The organism is Janthinobacterium aestuarii (genome assembly GCF_051380835.1).
Lineage (GTDB): Bacteria > Pseudomonadota > Gammaproteobacteria > Burkholderiales > Burkholderiaceae_D > Janthinobacterium > Janthinobacterium aestuarii.
Genome location: NZ_JBNYXU010000001.1, coordinates 331,089 through 346,334 on the forward strand (window position 1 = coordinate 331,089; position 15,246 = coordinate 346,334).

Sequence of the window (15,246 nt, forward strand, 5' to 3'; positions counted from 1 at the left end):
TGCTTGGCAGCGCGTCCGGGCCGGGGTTTTGCTAATTTTAGCGGTTTTTACGGGCCCACTGTGACTCTTCGGGCGATATCGGCCGCTTATTGCTGCGTGGCGCGGCCGCGGCGGGCGGTACGCGACAGCAGGAAGGCCGTCAGCAGGGCCAGCGCGGCCAGGGCCAGCACCAGTTTATTGCCGTACAGAATGTATGGCGTCATGCCGCCCATGCCTTGCACCTTGGCCGCCAGGGTCGCTTGCTGCTCCGGCGGGAGCAGGCTTTGCACCACGCCCTTGCCGTCGATGACGGCGGTGGCGCCTGTGTTCGTCGAGCGCAGCATGGGGCGGCCCGTTTCCAGGCTGCGCATCTGCGAAATCTGCAAATGCTGCGGGATGGCGATCGAGTCGCCAAACCAGGCCAGGTTCGAGATATTGAGCAGCACGGACGCCGACTGCTTGCCATGGCGGTGGGCGCTGGCCAGCTGGCCGGCGATTTCTTCGCCAAACAAGTCTTCGTAGCAGATATTCGGCAGCACCAGCTGGTCGCGCACGGGCAAAGGCGCTTGTACTTCCGCGCCGCGGCCCATGTCGCCCAGCGGGATGGCCATCATGGCGACAAACCAGTGCAGGCCGGGCGGCACGAATTCGCCGAACGGCACCAGATGGTGCTTGCGGTACTGGTAGTAGGGGCCCGGCGTGGCGTTGGGCGTGATCCCCACGGCCGCATTGTAGAAGCGCTGCTGCTCGTCGAGCACGGGCATGCCAACCAAAATCGTGCTGCCCGTCTGCTGTGCATAGGTGCCCAGGCTATCGAGATAGCCGGGCGGCAGCTGGTGCGGCAGCACGGTGACGGCCGTTTCCGGCGTGGCGATCAGGTCGGCCGGCGCGCTGGTGATGGCGCTCTGGTACATCTGCAGGGCGCCCAGCACGAAGCCGGGGTCGAATTTCTGCTGCTGCGGAACGTTGCCTTGCAACAGACGCACCGTGATCGGGCGCCCGACAGGGTGCGTCCACGCCACATACTGCAAGCCGATGCCGGCCGCGTGCAGCGCGATGACGCCGCCCAGCGCAAACCAGCGCGTGCGGTGCGTGAGCAAGAGCAGGGCGCCGGCCGACAGCGCCGCCAGCCAGCCCAGGCCATACGAGCCGACGATGGGGGCAAAGCCGCCCAGCGGGCTGGTATTGTGGGCGTAGCCGGTGGCCAGCCACGGGAAACCCGTAAACAGCCAGCCGCGCGTCCATTCGAACAGGGTCCAGGTGGCGGGCAATACCAGCAAGGTCATGGCGGGCAGGGACAGCACCCAGCGCTGGCGCAGCCAGGCGGCCGCGCCCATGGCCAGGGCCACGTAAATGGCCATCAGGAGGGCCAGCAGGGCCACGGCGATGGCGGCGATCGGTGCGGCCATGTCGCCATAGCGGTGCATGGAGATATACAGCCAGTGCGTGCCGGCCGCGCACCAGCCGAAGCCGTAGGCCCAGCCGATCAGCGCGCCGGCCTTGACGTTCGATGCGCGCAGCACCTGGTAGAACAGCACGCCCAGGCTGAGGATTTGCAGCGGCCAGTAGCCGAAAGGGGCGAACGCCAGCACTGCGACGGCGCCGGCGATGGCGGCAGTCAGCATGCGCGCCCACGTGCTGCGGGGCGGTTTGGCGGGGGCGTTGGGATCGACGCGTCTGAAACGCATTTACAGCACGCGCATGTCAGAGTTCCAGTTCCGGCACGTTGGGCAGGCGCTCGACGAGCAGCACGTGCACCTGGCGCGCATCGGCGCGCAGTACCTCGAAGCGCAGATTACCCAGGTCGAAAATATCGCCCTTGTGCGCCATGCGGCCCAGGTACTTCGACACGAGGCCGCCGATGGTGTCGACGTCGTCGTCGACCAGGTGGCTGCCCACTTCTTCGTTGAACTGTTCGATCTCGGTCAGCGCCTTGACACGCCAGCGGGGGCCGAACTGGCCTTCCTTGAGCGAGAGGATATTGTCCTCGGCTTCGTCGAAGTCGTATTCATCCTCGATGTCGCCGACGATCTGTTCCAGCACGTCTTCGATGGTGATCAGGCCGGCGACGCCGCTGTATTCATCGACGACGATGGCCATGTGATTGTGGTTGGCGCGGAAATCGCGCAGCAGCACATTCAGGCGTTTCGATTCGGGGATGAAGATGGCGGGGCGCAGCATGTCGCGCACGTCGAAAGTTTCTTCTGCGTAATAACGCAGCAAGTCTTTCGCCAGCAGGATGCCGATGACCTTGTCGCGCTCGCCTTCGATCGCGGGGAAGCGCGAGTGGGCGGTCGACAGGACTTCCGGCATCCATTCCTCGATCGGCTTGCTGATGTCGATGACATCCATTTGCGAACGGGGAATCATGATGTCGCGCGCGCAGAGATCCGATACCTGGAACACGCCTTCGATCATCGACAGGGCGTCGGCGTCGATCAGCTTGCGTTCATGCGCATCGTGTAGAACTTCGAGCAATTCTGCACGGTTCTCTGGCTCGGGGGAAATGAGTGCGGTCAGGCGTTCAAACAGTGACCGGTGGGGCTTGACGTCAGTTCTGACGCCACTAGGGTGCTCGGGCATAGGAGGCGTGAGCCGTTGTTGCGAAGGGATATAGGATACACCAAAAGTGGGGCAATACCGGATTTCCCCGCTTTTGATGTAAATTTAATACGTTGAAGTGCGCCGTTGCGCGATGTTTTACGCCGCTTCCTGGCCCAGCACGCGCGCGCGCAAGGCCGCCACGTCCGCCTGCCAGTCGGCGAAATGCTCACTGTCCTGCCACAGCTGGCGCAGTTCCGACGATTCGGCCGTGATGCGCTCGAAGGCCAGGCGCGCTTTTTCCAGCAGCGGCGGCGTCACCTTCTTCTTGCAGGCGGCCACCCATTCGTCCACCTCGGCGGTGGCGGGATCGTCCTCGCCCTCGCCAGGCTGGCCCTGCAGGCGCGCGATCACTTCCAGCGCAGCCAGCGCTTCGGCGGCGAACGGCGCTTCCAGTTCCGCTTCCTGGCTGTCGATGACGTTGTCGAGCGTCGTCTCGACCAGTTCCAGGGTTTTATATTCGTGCAAATCCTGCGCCCAATCCATGGCGTAGTCGTTGCCGAAGGCGTCAGTGGCCCAAGTGCCCATAGTGTGTCCTTGTTGCGTGTGTGGTTGATGGTGCTATTGTGGCATGTAGGGTGTTGTCGGGTTACGGCGTGCCGCCTAACCCGACCTACGACTCCGCTTACGTTGTTGGGTGTTGTCGGGTTACGCCCTGCGGGCTAACCCGACCTACCCGGTATGTGCGGTTTATTTCTGGTCGGCGTAGGGATCGCTGATGCCGAGTTTTGCGAGGATGTCCGTTTCCAGGCCCTCCATCTCGGTGGCTTCCTCGTCATCCATGTGGTCGTAGCCTTGCGCATGCAGCACGCCGTGGACGATCAAATGGGCCGTGTGCTCTTCCACGCTCTTCTTTTGTTCCGCCGCTTCCTTTTCCAGCACGTCCGTGCACAGGATGATGTCGGCGCGCGTCGGCTCGTCGTCGCCCAGTTCTTCGCCTTCGTTGTAGGCGAACGTCAGCACGTTGGTGGCGTAGTCCTTTTCGCGGTAGTCGCGGTTCAGGGTGCGGCCTTCTTCCGCGTCGACGAAGCGGATGGTGAATTCGGCTGGCGCGAACAGGGCCGCCTTGACCCAGCGGCGCACTTTCGGGCGCGTGATCAGGGCTTCCAGGCGGGTGTCCGGGTATTGTACGGACAGGGACAGTTTATTTTTTTCTGACATTTTTGGCGGCAGCTGGTTTCAATAAGGAGGGCAGGTGGGCGGCATCGGCATTGGCCGCCTGCGCCGTTTCATAGGCATCGACGATGCGCGCGACGAGCGGATGGCGCACCACATCGGTGCTGTTAAATTGCGTGAAGCCGATGCCGCGCACGTCTTTCAACACGTGCACGGCGTCGATCAAGCCGCTCGTCTGACTCTTGTGCAGGTCGACTTGCGTCACGTCGCCCGTCACCACGGCCTTGCTGCCAAAGCCGATGCGCGTCAAAAACATCTTCATCTGTTCGACGGTGGTGTTTTGCGCTTCATCGAGGATGACGAAGGCGTGGTTCAATGTGCGTCCGCGCATATAGGCCAGCGGGGCGATCTCGATCACCTGTTTTTCAAATAGCTTCTGCGTGCGGTCAAAACCCAGCAAATCGTACAGCGCGTCGTACAGGGGACGCAGATACGGGTCGACCTTTTGCGCCAGGTCGCCCGGCAAGAAGCCCAGGCGCTCGCCCGCTTCGACGGCGGGGCGCGTCAAAATGATGCGCTTGACGGCATCGCGTTCGAGCGCGTCGACGGCGCAGGCGACGGCCAGATAGGTTTTACCCGTGCCGGCAGGACCGACGCCAAAGCTGATGTCGTGTTCAAGGATGTCGCGCAGGTAGGCGATCTGGTGCGGCGTGCGCCCGCGCAGGTCGGAGCGCCGCGTTTTCAGCACGGGGCTGGCGATGTCCGGCTCGACGAAGGTGCTGGCGGGCGCGTTGGCATGGTGTTCGGAGGCGGCGGACAGGCCCGCGCGCTGCTCCACCAGGGCCAGCTGCACTTCTTCGAGCGGCACGACCTTGTTGGCGATGGCGTAGAACTGCTCGAGGATTTCCACGGCGCGTTCGGCATTGCTGCCGCCGACGATGAATTTCTCGCCTCGGCGGAAAATCGTCACGTCGAGGGCGGCGGAAATCTGGCGCAGGTTTTCATCGAGCGGTCCGCACAGGTGCGCCAGGCGCGTGTTGTCGAGCGGCTCGGGGATGAAGTAATGCGGCTGTATCGGGGCTTTGGTTTTCAACTGGCTCTTTTCAATGCGGGTGCGCTGGCGACCAATTCGCCGCGCAGGGTGTAGGAATGGCTTTCGGTGATGTGCACGTCGACCAGCTGGCCGACCAGCTGCAGCGCGTCCGGGCCGGCGTCGAAGTTGACGACGCGGTTATTCTCCGTGCGGCCTTGCAGTTCGCTGTCATCGGTGTCCTTTTTGGAGCGGCCTTCGACGAGGATGGTTTGCACCGTGCCCACCATGGCCAGGCTGTACTTGCGCGTATTGGCGTCGATGGCCGCCTGCAGCTGCTGCAAACGGGCCAGTTTCACTTCATGCGGCGTGTCGTCTTCCAGGCTGGCGGCCGGCGTGCCGGGGCGCTTGCTGAAGATGAAGCTGTAGCTGTTGTCGAAGCCGACGTCCGCGATCAGCTTCATCATGGCGTCGAAGTCGGCTTGCGTCTCGCCGGGGAAACCGACGATGAAGTCGGACGAAATGGCCATGTTCGGGCGCACGGCGCGGATGCGGCGGATGATGGACTTGTATTCGAGGCCCGTGTAGCCGCGCTTCATGGCGCCGAGGACCTTGTCGGAGCCATGCTGCGCGGGCAGATATAAATGGTCGACCAGCTGCGGGATCTTCGCGTAGGCGTCGATCAGGCGCTGCGTGAATTCCTTCGGGTGGCTGGTGACGAAGCGCATGCGTTCGATGCCGGGAATGTCGGCCACGTATTCGAGCAGCAGGGCGAAGTCGGCGATCTCGCCGCCTTCCATCGCGCCCCGGTAGGCGTTCACGTTTTGCCCCAGCAGCGTGATTTCCTTGACGCCCTGGGCGGCCAGGCCCGCCACTTCCGTCAGCACGTCCTCGAAGCGGCGCGACACTTCCTCGCCGCGCGTGTAGGGTACGACGCAGTAGCTGCAGTATTTGCTGCAGCCTTCCATGATGGAGACAAACGCCGAAGCGCCTTCCACCTTGGCCGGCGGCATGTGGTCGAACTTTTCGATTTCCGGGAAGCTGATGTCCACTTGCGCATCGCCGCTGGCGCGGCGCAGTTCGATCATCTGCGGCAGGCGGTGCAGGGTTTGCGGGCCGAAGACCATGTCGACATACGGCGCGCGCTTGACGATGGCATCGCCTTCCTGCGACGCCACGCAGCCACCCACGCCGATCAGCAGGTGCGGCTTGGCCAGTTTCAGTTCGCGCAGCCGGCCCAGGTCGGAAAACACTTTTTCCTGCGCCTTTTCGCGCACGGAGCAGGTATTGAGCAGGATCACATCGGCATCTTCCGGCGTGTCGGTGCGTACCAGGCCATCGGAGGCGCCCAGCACATCGGCCATCTTGTCCGAGTCGTACTCGTTCATCTGGCAGCCGAAGGTTTTAATGAATACTTTTTTCTGCATGGAGTCGGGCGCTTATCGGTAAATGTGGCTGCAAATAAGTGTGGCGGAAAATAAGCTGGGCAGGCGGCTTGCGCCGTGCGCCGCTCTGGGCGGGAGGCGGTGGATGACCGGCCGGGCGCCTCTGGCTGCCCGGTGGCAGGCTCGCTGCAAGTTCAGGCCATAGTTTAGCGTAAATCGCGGGCACGGGCCATGTCGTGCTGACCTTGCAGACAAGATTGCCGCTTGTATATGCCGCCATGTGTCGTGATGTCCAAAAGCATTTATTGCTGTACGTCACCATTGATTTGTAACAAGTTGCTGCAAAGCCTTGTGTGCGCCCGCTGGCATCCTAATGTGTTGAAATAGCATCGTTGCCAAGCCAACCAGCAGCTTGATTGATATTTAACAATCAGGAAGTTTGCGCGAGGCGCAGATGCCGCGTATTTGGACTAGTATATTGCCTTATATGCAATTCATTTTGGTGGATTGCAGTGCTTTTTACTCACGCGGCAAGTTGCGTACGTTGGCTGGGCGTGGCTGTGCGAGTCCTGTGCGGGCAGTGCGATAAGGAGGAAGGGCGGGGGAAGGCTGAATCAGTGGGAAAGAGGTTTATTTAAACACTCTAAGCCAGCCTTAAGTTCGTATCGGCATTATTTTCTACATTCACCAGACGAGGAAAAATCATGGCACATCATGCATTAGCATCGCAAGAGAGTTACAACCCGAACCACCTGCTGGATATTCTGCTGAGCAAGATGCAGCTGAAGAACGATGCAGCCCTGTCGCGTCTGCTTGAGGTGGCGCCACCGGTCATCAGCAAGATCCGCCACCACCGCTTGCCGGTTGGCGCCTCGCTGCTGATCCGCATGCACGAAGTAACGGGCATGAGCATCCGCGACCTGCGCGACTTGATGGGCGACCGCCGCACCAAGTATCGTCTGTCCGACGCCCAGGGCCGTCCAAAAGCGGAAGACCGCGGCGATGCGCAAGAATCGAATTACGCGCACTGATGTGGCGGTTGTACGCTGACTGTGCCGCTTGCGTAGCTGCTGGCGGCAACAGGCTGGCGTGGACCGGGCAGCATGGACCGACCGTAGTACCCCTGACGGCTTTCGCTTCGCAGCGAGGGCCGTTTGCGTTTGCGGCGTTGTGAGGACATTGTTTAGCTCAGCAGTGCCGAGGTGATTTCATCGTAGCGCAGCTCCGTTTCGCGGAACAGCTGCAGATACGCGTCTTCGCCCAGGCCCAGCGCATCCCAGGCCACCGGCGAGACGCGCGGCACCATGTCGTCGCCTGCCTGCGCCAGGTCGAGCGCGCAAACAACCGCATTGGCCACGTGGATCAGCGAAGCGAGAAAGCCTGCCCCCGGCGTTTCCGGCTGCAGGTAGTTGCCCAGCGCCAGGCGCATGGTGTCGGAAAAATTCCAGTGTTCGGCCAGGGCCACGCCCGCCTGCACGTGGTCCACGCCCAGCACGGCCTGCTCCGCTTCGAGCAGGCTGCAATCGTGCGCGGCCTGGTGGACGATGGCTTGCGCGTAGTGCGCGGGAAAGCTGCTGACCAGCACCAGGCGGCCGATGTTGTGCAGCAAGCCGGCCGTGAACGCGTAATCCTGGTTGAAACGGATCTGCCGCGCCAGCACCTTGGCGCAGGCGGCTGTCGCCACCGAATGACGCCAGAAGGCCTTGTCGTCGAAACCGGGGCAGCGTCCTTCCGGGAAGCAACCGGTGATGGCGGCCGACGTGATCAGGCTGCGCGTCGTCTGGAAACCCAGGTAGGTGATCGCCTGCTGGATGGTGGTGGCCTTCACTTGCAAGCCATAGTGGGACGAGTTGGCCAGGCGCAGGGTTTTCGCCGTCAATGCCTGGTCGTACGACACTTTTTTGGCCAGCACGGAAATATCGACGTCTTCCTGGTCGATGCTGTTGAGCAGCTCCATGACGACGGCGGGCAGCGAAGGCAGGTCATCGAGGTGGGCGACAATATCGTCGAGCGTCAGCTGGGTGCTCATGCGGCCTCTCCCGTGCCCAGGCGGTAAGCCGTGACATAGCTGCGCAGCAAGGTGGTGGCCGCGTCCAGGGGATCGTCGGGATCATGCTTGCGGAACAGGTAGGCCAGCCGTTCGCTGTCGGCCGCCTGCTGCGCGGCGATTGCCTCCGGCGAAGGGGGCGGCGCCTGGATCGGCAGCATGCCGATGTTGTGGCGGGGCATCAGGGCCAGCATGTTTTCCGTCAATACCGCGCCTTGCGGCAATAGCACTTGTCCATGCGCATCAAGCAAGACATCCGACAAGATCATGCCGGGACGAACTTGTTCCAGGGGTAGATGTTGATGCGTGACCGCCATGACGACTCCTTAGATGATTGCGGGATATTACCATTGCCATGCCGCAATGTCTCAACCTGCATCAAAGTCCCTATCGAAAGTGGAAATACTGTAAATCTTGCCAATAAGCATGTCATACCGTACATTTGATTCAGGCCCTTGTATTGCCGACGTATCTGCGCCCGCGCCGCGGGCCGGCGGCTGGCCTGGCCCGGGGAGTGTTGATTGATGGCGAGTATCCAAGTCCGGCTGACCCTGCTTTTTGTCGTGATCGTCACCTTGGTGCTGGGCATTTCCGGCAGCTATACCCAATATACACTGAGCCAAGAACTCGAAGCGGGCAGTGCGCGCTTGCGCAGCGGCGTGCTCACGCGCCTGCAGACCAGCTTGCCTTCGGCACTGTGGGACCTCGACAAATCCAAGGTCGACAGTATCGTCGCGGCTGAAATGCTGCCGCCGGAACTGGTTGGCATCCGCGTCTACGACGCCTCGGTCGGCCTGTTCGCGGGCGAGGTGCGCGACGCGGGCGGCACCCTGGTGCCTTTGAGCGCCGACGTGGCCACGGGCGGCACGCCCGTCGAGGCGCCGCTGGTGTTTCGCGACGCCGTGGCGGCGGCTACGGGCGGCAAGCCGGTGATCGTCGGCAAGGTCATCGTCAATTTCAGCCGCGCGCAGATCGATGCGGCCCTGCATGCCGAAGTGCGGCGCAAGGTGCTGGAAGTGTTGCTCCTTGACATCATCCTCGTGGGCGCTCTGGCGCTAAGCCTGCGCATCGTCTTCGAGCCACTGAAACAGTTGCGCGACGGCTTGTTCGACCTGGCCACGCGCGGCAGCGATGACGTCGAAGAGCTGCCGGAAAACCGGCGCGACGAACTGGGCGACGTGATCCGCGGCTTCAATGCCGTGCAGCGCAAGCTCAAGTCCATCATCGAAGGCAGCCGCGAGGCGGAAGACATGGCGCGCCGGTCCCAGCAGGCAACGGCGCAGGCCATGGACGAGCTGCGCCGCGCGCAGGAATCGTTGCTGCAATCGGAACGCCTGGCTTCGCTGGGCAGCCTGGTGGCTGGCGTGGCGCATGAAATCAACACCCCGGTCGGCATCGCCCTGACCAGCGCCTCGGTGCTGAAGGAAGCCACCGATGACATCAGCGCGGCCGTGGCCGGCGGCAGCGTGAAGAAGACCGACATCGTGCGCTACCTGGAAACGGCCGGCGAAAGCGCGCGGCTGATCATGAACAATGCCTACCGCGCCGCCCATCTGATCCACAGCTTCAAGCAGATCGCCGTCGACCAGGTCAGCGAGGCGCGCCGTTTGTTCGAATTGCGCGACTATATCGGCGAAGTGATTTCGAGCCTGCAGCCGACCCTGAAAAAGACGCGCATCAGCATCGATATCGACTGCCCGCCAGACATCATGCTCGACAGCTATCCGGGCGCATTGGCGCAGGTGCTGACCAACCTGGTGTTGAACTGCGTCGAGCATGCGTTTGATGCGGACATGGCCGGCAACATCCATATCGGCGTGCGCCGCGATGGCGACGCGATCGCCATGCAGGTGCGCGACAACGGCCGCGGCATCGCGCCCGACATGCTCGACCGCGTGTTCGATCCGTTTGTCACCACGCGGCGCGGGCAGGGCGGCACGGGACTGGGCTTGAATATCGTGTTCAACTTGATTGCCAAGCAATTTGGCGGCACCATCACGGTCAGCAGCACCTTGGGGCAGGGTGCGACGTTCCTGCTGCGCCTGCCCACGGTGACGCCGTTGACGGAAAGCACCAGCAGCCAGGCATAGGCAAGGAGACAGCATGGCACAAATAGAAGACAGTCAGCAAGTGGCGCTGTTGCGCGGGATTAATGTGGGCCGCGCCAAGCGCGTGGCCATGGCCGACCTGCGCAAGCTGCTGGGCGAGCTGGGTTTTGCGCAAGTGCGCACGGTACTCAACAGCGGCAACGTCGTGTATGACGGCGGCAAGGTAGCGCCGGCCGAGGCCGCTTCCCGCATCGAGGAAGCACTGGTGCTGAAACTGGGCGTGGCAGCCAGGGTGACGGTGCTGTCGGCCAGCCAGTTTGCCGAGCTGGTCGAACAAAACACCCTGGCGCCGGCGGCCGATGCGGCCCGCTTGCTGACCCTGGTGCTGAACAATCCGGCCGACGTCAAGCGCCTGGCGCCGCTTTTGCAGCAGTCGTGGCAGCCCGAAGCGCTGGCGCTGGGGCGCTGGGCCGCATATGCTTGGTGTCCCGATGGCGTGCTGGCCAGCAAGGTGGTGGCGGCGCTGGGCGTGCTGCTGGGCGACGGCGTCACGTCGCGCAACTGGGCCACCATGCAAAAACTGCATGCGCTGCTGAGCGGACCCGATGCGGCAGCCATATCTTCATTTTCCAAGGAGCACTGATGCCTTCCATTACCGGTACCTTCGACGTCACCATCACCCCGGAAACCTTGTCGGACACGGCCGCACAATCGGGGCTGGGGCGCTTGTCGCTCGACAAGCGCTACCACGGCGCCCTCGAGGCCAGCGCGCAGGGCGAGATGCTGAGCGCGCGCGCCAGCGTGACGGGCTCGGCAGGCTATGTGGCGCTGGAACGGGTGGAAGGCAGCCTGGACGGGCGCCACGGCAGTTTTTATTTGCAGCACAGCGGCACGATGACGCGCGGCGGCCCCGCCTTGTCGGTGACGGTGGTACCCGATACGGGGACGGAGCAGTTGCAAGGACTCAGGGGCAGCCTGGCCATCCGCATCGAGGACGGCAAGCATTATTATGATTTTACGTATGACATTGTTGAGACGCAATGAACTGGGATATCGTCAAGGGTGTCTTGATCGTGCTTGTCGCCATCAGCGTGGTGGTGACGGCCTTCGTGCTCATTTCCGCCTCGGGCCCGGACAAGGCGGGCTGCATCGCGCGGGCCCTGAAGTCGGGCATTCCGGTGGGGAACATCGAACGGGTCTGCCGCCTGCTGGACAAATGATGGCGCCATAACAAAACATTCCGCACCAGGCGGAATGTTCTTCAGCAGCGCCTTGCCAGTGCAGGCGCCGTCAATTATCGAATTTTTCCTGTTTTTCGCCGTGCAGGCTCAAGGCCACCAGGCCCAATCCCACCAGCAACATCGAGTACATGCTCGCTTCAGGCACGGGGGCCGGCATGTTGGCTTGCTGTGCGGGTGCGGCCGTCATGGGCCTCGGTGGCGCCAGGGCCACATGGCGCGCGCCACTGGTGCTCCAGTGCGGTGCCGCCGTCGCGCTGCTGCTGGCCAGCAGGCGTGCATACGGCAAGTCCGGCGTTTCCCAGCCGGGATTATTATTCAAGCTGATGCTTTCATCGATCGTCACGCGTTCGCCGGCTTCCTGCAGCTTGCCGGCTGTCGTGTCGCTGACTGCCGCCATGCTCCATGTGCTGGCCGACAGCGCCAGCCAGGCCATGCATAGCGACTGATAGATTCTCATCGTGCTCTCCCTGTGGTTCACCGTGCTGCGCAGCCGAAACCGGTTAGCGCATGGACGGACAATTCGCCCGTACGGGGGCGTATCATGGTTTTTCTGCTGTTCTCCCATTACAGCATAGATCGTGACAATTTTGATACGCTTATTTCCTCTTTATTACGAATATTTGTCATTTTGATAGCGTAAACATGATCGCTGCCGCACACTTTGCATAAGCACGCTATCGACGAAAAACACTGTTGTTTTTTTGCGCGAATCGCCAGCACGAAAACAATATATTGATTAGTATATTGTTTATCGCACGCTATTCAACATGACCGCCTGTGGGAGGGCAAGATGGAGACAGTCGCAACACAACACGCCGAATACAACCTCGACGCTATGCGTGGTTCGGCCTACAAGGCCAGCTCGCTGCTCAAGGCCATGGGCAATGCCGACCGCTTGATGCTGCTGTGCCAGCTGTCGCAGGGCGAGCATTGCGTCAGCGACCTCGAGCAAAAAGTGGGCATCGGCCAGCCGACCCTGTCGCAGCAGCTGGGCGTGTTGCGGGAAGAGATGCTGGTGGCCACGCGGCGCGACGGCAAGCAGATTTATTACCGCGTCGCCAGCGCGCCCGTGCTGGCCGTGCTGCAAGTGCTGTACGCGCAATTTTGCGCGCCGCGCACCCCGTTCAACGACGAAGCGGACTGACCCTGCCATGACCATCGACTGGCAGCACTTCACGCCGTGGGCCTCGCTGGCCGGCGGCATGCTGATCGGCCTGGCGGCTGCGCTATTGATCCTGTTCAATGGCCGCATCGCCGGCATCAGCGGCATCGTCGGCGGCTTGCTGCGTCCGCGCAGTGGCGACCTGGGCTGGCGCATTGCCTTTCTTGTCGGCCTGATCGGCACCCCTCTGCTGTACCCGTTGTGGCAAGCCTTGCCGCCCGTACAGATCGACGCAGGCACGCCGGCCCTGATCGTCGCGGGCCTGCTGGTGGGCGTGGGTGTGCGCTATGGCGCCGGCTGCACCAGCGGCCACGGCGTGTGCGGCTTGTCGCGCCTGTCTCCGCGTTCGCTGGCGGCCACCTGTGTCTTCATGGCAACCGGTTTCCTCACCGTCTATCTGTTGCGCCACGTATGAGTAAACTATTTCTTTCCCTGTTGAGCGGCCTCGTCTTTGGCCTGGGCCTGATCGCCTCCGGCATGTCCAACCCGGCCAAGGTACTCGCTTTCCTCGACCTGGCCGGCGCCTGGGATCCATCCTTGGCGCTGGTAATGGGCGGCGCCATCGGCGTGGCCTTGCCGGCCTTCTGGCTGGCCCGGCAGAGAACCAGGTCGCTGCTGGGCGAACCCATGCAGTTGCCGGCATCGCGGCGCATCGACCGGCGCTTGCTGCTGGGCAGCCTGGCCTTTGGCGCGGGCTGGGGCATCGCCGGTTTCTGTCCCGGTCCCGCCCTCGTGTCGCTGCTGGCGGGCCAGCCGAAAGCGTGGATGTTTGCCGGCGCCATGCTGGCCGGCATGGCCGTGTTTGAAGTGCTGGAGCGCCGCAAGCTGCCCGCGCCGGCCTGAGACGGTACAATCTGGCGCATCGCCACTTTGGATACCGCTTACATGAAGACCGAGATTTTCCGTGCCGGCGCGCGCGCCGCCCTGCTGTGCAGCGTGCTGGCACTGGCCGCCTGCGGCGGCCTGCTGAAGAAGGACGCGCCGCCCCCACCCCCGCCTGTGGCCGACGCCTTGCCCAATCCGCAAGTACTGCTGCTCGGTGAAGTGCATGACAATGCGCAAGGCCACCGCCTGCGCGTCGCAGAATTGCAGCGCCGCCTGGCGGCCGGCTGGCGTCCCGTGATTGTCATGGAGCAGTTCGACCGCGAAAACCAGGCCTTGCTGACGCGCGCCGCGCGCGAATGCGCCGACCCCGACTGCATCATTCGCGTAATGGAACAGCCGCGCTGGGACTGGAGCGTGTACCGTCCCGTGCTGGACCTCGTCATCAGCTACCAGCTGACCCTGGTCGCCGGCAATTTGTCGCCGGCCGATGCCTCGCGTATCGTGCGCGACGGCATCCAATGGTCGATGCCGCCCGCCATGGCGGCCACGTACCTGGCCGCACCCGTGCCGGCCGATATTCTGGAAGGGCAAAAGAAGGAAGTCCAGGCGGCCCGCTGCAACATGCTGCCCGACATGATGGTGGGTGGCGTCGTCAACGCCCAGGTGGCGCGCGATATCTGGATGGCCAAGCTGATCCGCGACCAGGCGCCGCGCGACGTGGTGCTGATCGCCGGCAATGAGCATGTGCGCAAGGATATCGGCGTACCCCGCTGGCTGAAGCTGGCCGACCCGCAGCTGAACGTGCGCAGCATCGGCTACCTGGAGCAGGGGACCACCGGCTACAAAGGCACGTTCGACCTGACGCAAACAATGCCGGCGCAGCCGCGCCCGGACCCGTGCGCCAAGTTCAAGAAATAATCACTGCTGCACCCGCACCAGGGCGCTGACCCGGCTTGCCGTATCGAGCAGTTTCGGCAAGCTGTGTTCCAGCAGATGCACCACGGACGGCCCCGCCGTCTGGCCGCTGACGTTGATCGCCGCCACCACCTTGCCGGCCCGGTCGAACACGGGCGCGGCCAGGGCGATCAAGCCCTGTTCCAGCTCTTCCTGCACCAGGCACCAGCCCTGGCGCCGCACTTGCGCAATCTCTTCCATCAAGACGTCGATATCGACCTTGGTCGCCGGCGTGATTTTCAGCAGCGCCATCTTCGACAGCCGTTCGCGCAGCGCGTCGGGCGCCAGGCCCGACAGTAAAACCCGTCCCATCGAGGTGCAGTAGGCGGGCAGGCGGCTGCCGATGCCCAGGTTGATCGACATGGTGCGGTGCGCGGACAGGCGCACGACATACACGATGTCGTCGCCGTCGAGCACGGTGGCCGAGCACGACTGGCGCAAGGTCTGCATCAATTCTTCCAGCAGCGGCTGCGCCTGCGTCCACACGGGCAAGGATGACAGATAGGCGTAACCGAGGTCCAGCACCTTGGGTGTCAAACGGAACAGCCGCCCATCCGCTTCCACATAACCGAGATGCAGCAAGGTGTGCAGGATGCGCCGCGCCCCCGCGCGCGTCAGCTGCGCCCGTTCCGCCACTTCGCTCAGGGTCTGTTGCGGCGCGTCCGCGCCGAAGCTGCGCAGCACGGCCAGGCCCCGCGCGAACGATTGCACATAGCTATCGCCGGGACGCGGCGCACCGTCGGCATCGGCGGTTTCTTCGGCGGGAACGGAGGTGCTGCTGCGTGCGGTCATGGCAATTCCAATTGGTCAAGGTGGCAATTATAGCCATGGCGCTGGCGAAAACGGCAAATTGACAAG

Annotated in this window: 19 protein-coding genes; 9 read left to right on the forward strand and 10 right to left on the reverse strand. The window is 63.0% G+C overall.

Annotation, left to right across the window (positions count from 1 at the left end):
- Positions 1-86 precede the first annotated feature (86 nt).
- The 6 genes from lnt to miaB all read right to left on the reverse strand — a co-directional run bounded on the left by lnt (position 87) and on the right by miaB (position 6,153).
- On the reverse strand, positions 87-1,667 hold the full coding sequence (gene lnt / locus ACQ4WO_RS01490; RefSeq protein ID WP_436479933.1) for an apolipoprotein N-acyltransferase: 1,581 nt from the start codon (positions 1,665-1,667) through the stop codon (positions 87-89).
- A gap of 16 nt (positions 1,668-1,683) precedes the next feature.
- Positions 1,684-2,562 (reverse strand): CorC family transporter, encoded by an 879-nt coding sequence (locus ACQ4WO_RS01495; RefSeq protein WP_034746750.1) that lies wholly within the window; start codon positions 2,560-2,562, stop codon positions 1,684-1,686.
- A 117-nt stretch (positions 2,563-2,679) separates the two neighbouring features.
- On the reverse strand, positions 2,680-3,108 hold the full coding sequence (locus ACQ4WO_RS01500; protein WP_436479934.1) for a DUF4259 domain-containing protein: 429 nt from the start codon (positions 3,106-3,108) through the stop codon (positions 2,680-2,682).
- A 162-nt stretch (positions 3,109-3,270) separates the two neighbouring features.
- Positions 3,271-3,741: an rRNA maturation RNase YbeY gene (ybeY, locus tag ACQ4WO_RS01505; RefSeq protein ID WP_436479935.1), complete on the reverse strand. Its 471-nt coding sequence runs from the start codon at positions 3,739-3,741 to the stop codon at positions 3,271-3,273.
- The gene (locus ACQ4WO_RS01510; protein ID WP_034746759.1) at positions 3,725-4,789 is read right to left on the reverse strand and encodes a PhoH family protein; all 1,065 of its coding nucleotides are present in this window, start codon (positions 4,787-4,789) and stop codon (positions 3,725-3,727) included. The genes ybeY and ACQ4WO_RS01510 overlap by 17 nt, the downstream gene beginning before the upstream one ends.
- On the reverse strand, positions 4,786-6,153 hold the full coding sequence (gene miaB / locus ACQ4WO_RS01515; RefSeq protein ID WP_436479936.1) for a tRNA (N6-isopentenyl adenosine(37)-C2)-methylthiotransferase MiaB: 1,368 nt from the start codon (positions 6,151-6,153) through the stop codon (positions 4,786-4,788). Before miaB ends, ACQ4WO_RS01510 begins: the two co-directional genes overlap by 4 nt.
- A gap of 662 nt (positions 6,154-6,815) precedes the next feature.
- Here miaB and ACQ4WO_RS01520 point away from each other — a divergent pair.
- Complete coding sequence (locus ACQ4WO_RS01520) at positions 6,816-7,142, forward strand: hypothetical protein (RefSeq protein WP_034746769.1); 327 nt, start codon at positions 6,816-6,818, stop codon at positions 7,140-7,142.
- Positions 7,143-7,294: 152 nt separating this feature from the next.
- Here ACQ4WO_RS01520 and ACQ4WO_RS01525 read toward each other — a convergent pair whose 3' ends face one another.
- Positions 7,295-8,140 (reverse strand): HDOD domain-containing protein, encoded by an 846-nt coding sequence (locus ACQ4WO_RS01525; protein WP_436479937.1) that lies wholly within the window; start codon positions 8,138-8,140, stop codon positions 7,295-7,297.
- Positions 8,137-8,475, reverse strand: coding sequence for a hypothetical protein (locus tag ACQ4WO_RS01530; protein WP_436479938.1), 339 nt, complete (start codon positions 8,473-8,475; stop codon positions 8,137-8,139). Before ACQ4WO_RS01530 ends, ACQ4WO_RS01525 begins: the two co-directional genes overlap by 4 nt.
- A gap of 207 nt (positions 8,476-8,682) precedes the next feature.
- On the opposite strand from ACQ4WO_RS01530, the gene ACQ4WO_RS01535 reads away from it, so the two are divergent.
- From ACQ4WO_RS01535 to ACQ4WO_RS01550, 4 genes are read left to right on the forward strand one after another with little or no spacing between them, the layout of a single operon-like run.
- Positions 8,683-10,248, forward strand: a complete 1,566-nt coding sequence (locus tag ACQ4WO_RS01535) for a sensor histidine kinase (RefSeq protein WP_436479939.1) — start codon at positions 8,683-8,685, stop codon at positions 10,246-10,248.
- A gap of 13 nt (positions 10,249-10,261) precedes the next feature.
- Positions 10,262-10,849 (forward strand): DUF1697 domain-containing protein, encoded by a 588-nt coding sequence (locus ACQ4WO_RS01540; protein ID WP_436479940.1) that lies wholly within the window; start codon positions 10,262-10,264, stop codon positions 10,847-10,849.
- Positions 10,849-11,250: a DUF3224 domain-containing protein gene (locus ACQ4WO_RS01545; RefSeq protein WP_436479941.1), complete on the forward strand. Its 402-nt coding sequence runs from the start codon at positions 10,849-10,851 to the stop codon at positions 11,248-11,250. The genes ACQ4WO_RS01540 and ACQ4WO_RS01545 overlap by 1 nt, the downstream gene beginning before the upstream one ends.
- The gene (locus tag ACQ4WO_RS01550) at positions 11,247-11,426 is read left to right on the forward strand and encodes a hypothetical protein (RefSeq protein ID WP_034746783.1); all 180 of its coding nucleotides are present in this window, start codon (positions 11,247-11,249) and stop codon (positions 11,424-11,426) included. Before ACQ4WO_RS01545 ends, ACQ4WO_RS01550 begins: the two co-directional genes overlap by 4 nt.
- Positions 11,427-11,496: 70 nt before the next feature.
- Here ACQ4WO_RS01550 and ACQ4WO_RS01555 read toward each other — a convergent pair whose 3' ends face one another.
- Positions 11,497-11,904 carry a PEP-CTERM sorting domain-containing protein gene (locus tag ACQ4WO_RS01555; RefSeq protein WP_436479942.1) on the reverse strand — a complete coding sequence of 136 codons (408 nt, stop codon included), beginning with the start codon at positions 11,902-11,904 and terminating at the stop codon, positions 11,497-11,499.
- Between the two features lie 333 nt (positions 11,905-12,237).
- On the opposite strand from ACQ4WO_RS01555, the gene ACQ4WO_RS01560 reads away from it, so the two are divergent.
- Genes ACQ4WO_RS01560 through ACQ4WO_RS01575 form a run of 4 tightly spaced genes read left to right on the forward strand, consistent with a single transcriptional unit; the run spans position 12,238 to position 14,352 of the window.
- On the forward strand, positions 12,238-12,591 hold the full coding sequence (locus tag ACQ4WO_RS01560) for an ArsR/SmtB family transcription factor (RefSeq protein ID WP_436479943.1): 354 nt from the start codon (positions 12,238-12,240) through the stop codon (positions 12,589-12,591).
- A 7-nt stretch (positions 12,592-12,598) separates the two neighbouring features.
- Positions 12,599-13,024: a YeeE/YedE family protein gene (locus tag ACQ4WO_RS01565; RefSeq protein WP_436479944.1), complete on the forward strand. Its 426-nt coding sequence runs from the start codon at positions 12,599-12,601 to the stop codon at positions 13,022-13,024.
- Positions 13,021-13,452, forward strand: coding sequence for a DUF6691 family protein (locus ACQ4WO_RS01570; protein WP_436479945.1), 432 nt, complete (start codon positions 13,021-13,023; stop codon positions 13,450-13,452). Before ACQ4WO_RS01565 ends, ACQ4WO_RS01570 begins: the two co-directional genes overlap by 4 nt.
- A 42-nt stretch (positions 13,453-13,494) precedes the next feature.
- A complete protein-coding gene (locus tag ACQ4WO_RS01575) occupies positions 13,495-14,352 on the forward strand; it encodes a ChaN family lipoprotein (RefSeq protein ID WP_436479946.1) in 858 nt (285 codons plus the stop codon).
- Here ACQ4WO_RS01575 and ACQ4WO_RS01580 read toward each other — a convergent pair whose 3' ends face one another.
- A complete protein-coding gene (locus tag ACQ4WO_RS01580; RefSeq protein WP_436479947.1) occupies positions 14,353-15,180 on the reverse strand; it encodes an IclR family transcriptional regulator domain-containing protein in 828 nt (275 codons plus the stop codon). It lies immediately after the preceding gene.
- Positions 15,181-15,246 lie beyond the last annotated feature (66 nt).

Coding starts and splice junctions, on each gene's coding strand:
- lnt (WP_436479933.1), bottom strand. CDS start 1,667: ATGCGTTTCAGACGCGTCGATCCCAACGCCCCCGCCAAACCGCCCCGC.
- ACQ4WO_RS01495 (WP_034746750.1), bottom strand. CDS start 2,562: ATGCCCGAGCACCCTAGTGGCGTCAGAACTGACGTCAAGCCCCACCGG.
- ACQ4WO_RS01500 (WP_436479934.1), bottom strand. CDS start 3,108: ATGGGCACTTGGGCCACTGACGCCTTCGGCAACGACTACGCCATGGAT.
- ybeY (WP_436479935.1), bottom strand. CDS start 3,741: ATGTCAGAAAAAAATAAACTGTCCCTGTCCGTACAATACCCGGACACC.
- miaB (WP_436479936.1), bottom strand. CDS start 6,153: ATGCAGAAAAAAGTATTCATTAAAACCTTCGGCTGCCAGATGAACGAG.
- ACQ4WO_RS01520 (WP_034746769.1), top strand. CDS start 6,816: ATGGCACATCATGCATTAGCATCGCAAGAGAGTTACAACCCGAACCAC.
- ACQ4WO_RS01525 (WP_436479937.1), bottom strand. CDS start 8,140: ATGAGCACCCAGCTGACGCTCGACGATATTGTCGCCCACCTCGATGAC.
- ACQ4WO_RS01530 (WP_436479938.1), bottom strand. CDS start 8,475: ATGGCGGTCACGCATCAACATCTACCCCTGGAACAAGTTCGTCCCGGC.
- ACQ4WO_RS01535 (WP_436479939.1), top strand. CDS start 8,683: ATGGCGAGTATCCAAGTCCGGCTGACCCTGCTTTTTGTCGTGATCGTC.
- ACQ4WO_RS01540 (WP_436479940.1), top strand. CDS start 10,262: ATGGCACAAATAGAAGACAGTCAGCAAGTGGCGCTGTTGCGCGGGATT.
- ACQ4WO_RS01545 (WP_436479941.1), top strand. CDS start 10,849: ATGCCTTCCATTACCGGTACCTTCGACGTCACCATCACCCCGGAAACC.
- ACQ4WO_RS01550 (WP_034746783.1), top strand. CDS start 11,247: ATGAACTGGGATATCGTCAAGGGTGTCTTGATCGTGCTTGTCGCCATC.
- ACQ4WO_RS01555 (WP_436479942.1), bottom strand. CDS start 11,904: ATGAGAATCTATCAGTCGCTATGCATGGCCTGGCTGGCGCTGTCGGCC.
- ACQ4WO_RS01560 (WP_436479943.1), top strand. CDS start 12,238: ATGGAGACAGTCGCAACACAACACGCCGAATACAACCTCGACGCTATG.
- ACQ4WO_RS01565 (WP_436479944.1), top strand. CDS start 12,599: ATGACCATCGACTGGCAGCACTTCACGCCGTGGGCCTCGCTGGCCGGC.
- ACQ4WO_RS01570 (WP_436479945.1), top strand. CDS start 13,021: ATGAGTAAACTATTTCTTTCCCTGTTGAGCGGCCTCGTCTTTGGCCTG.
- ACQ4WO_RS01575 (WP_436479946.1), top strand. CDS start 13,495: ATGAAGACCGAGATTTTCCGTGCCGGCGCGCGCGCCGCCCTGCTGTGC.
- ACQ4WO_RS01580 (WP_436479947.1), bottom strand. CDS start 15,180: ATGACCGCACGCAGCAGCACCTCCGTTCCCGCCGAAGAAACCGCCGAT.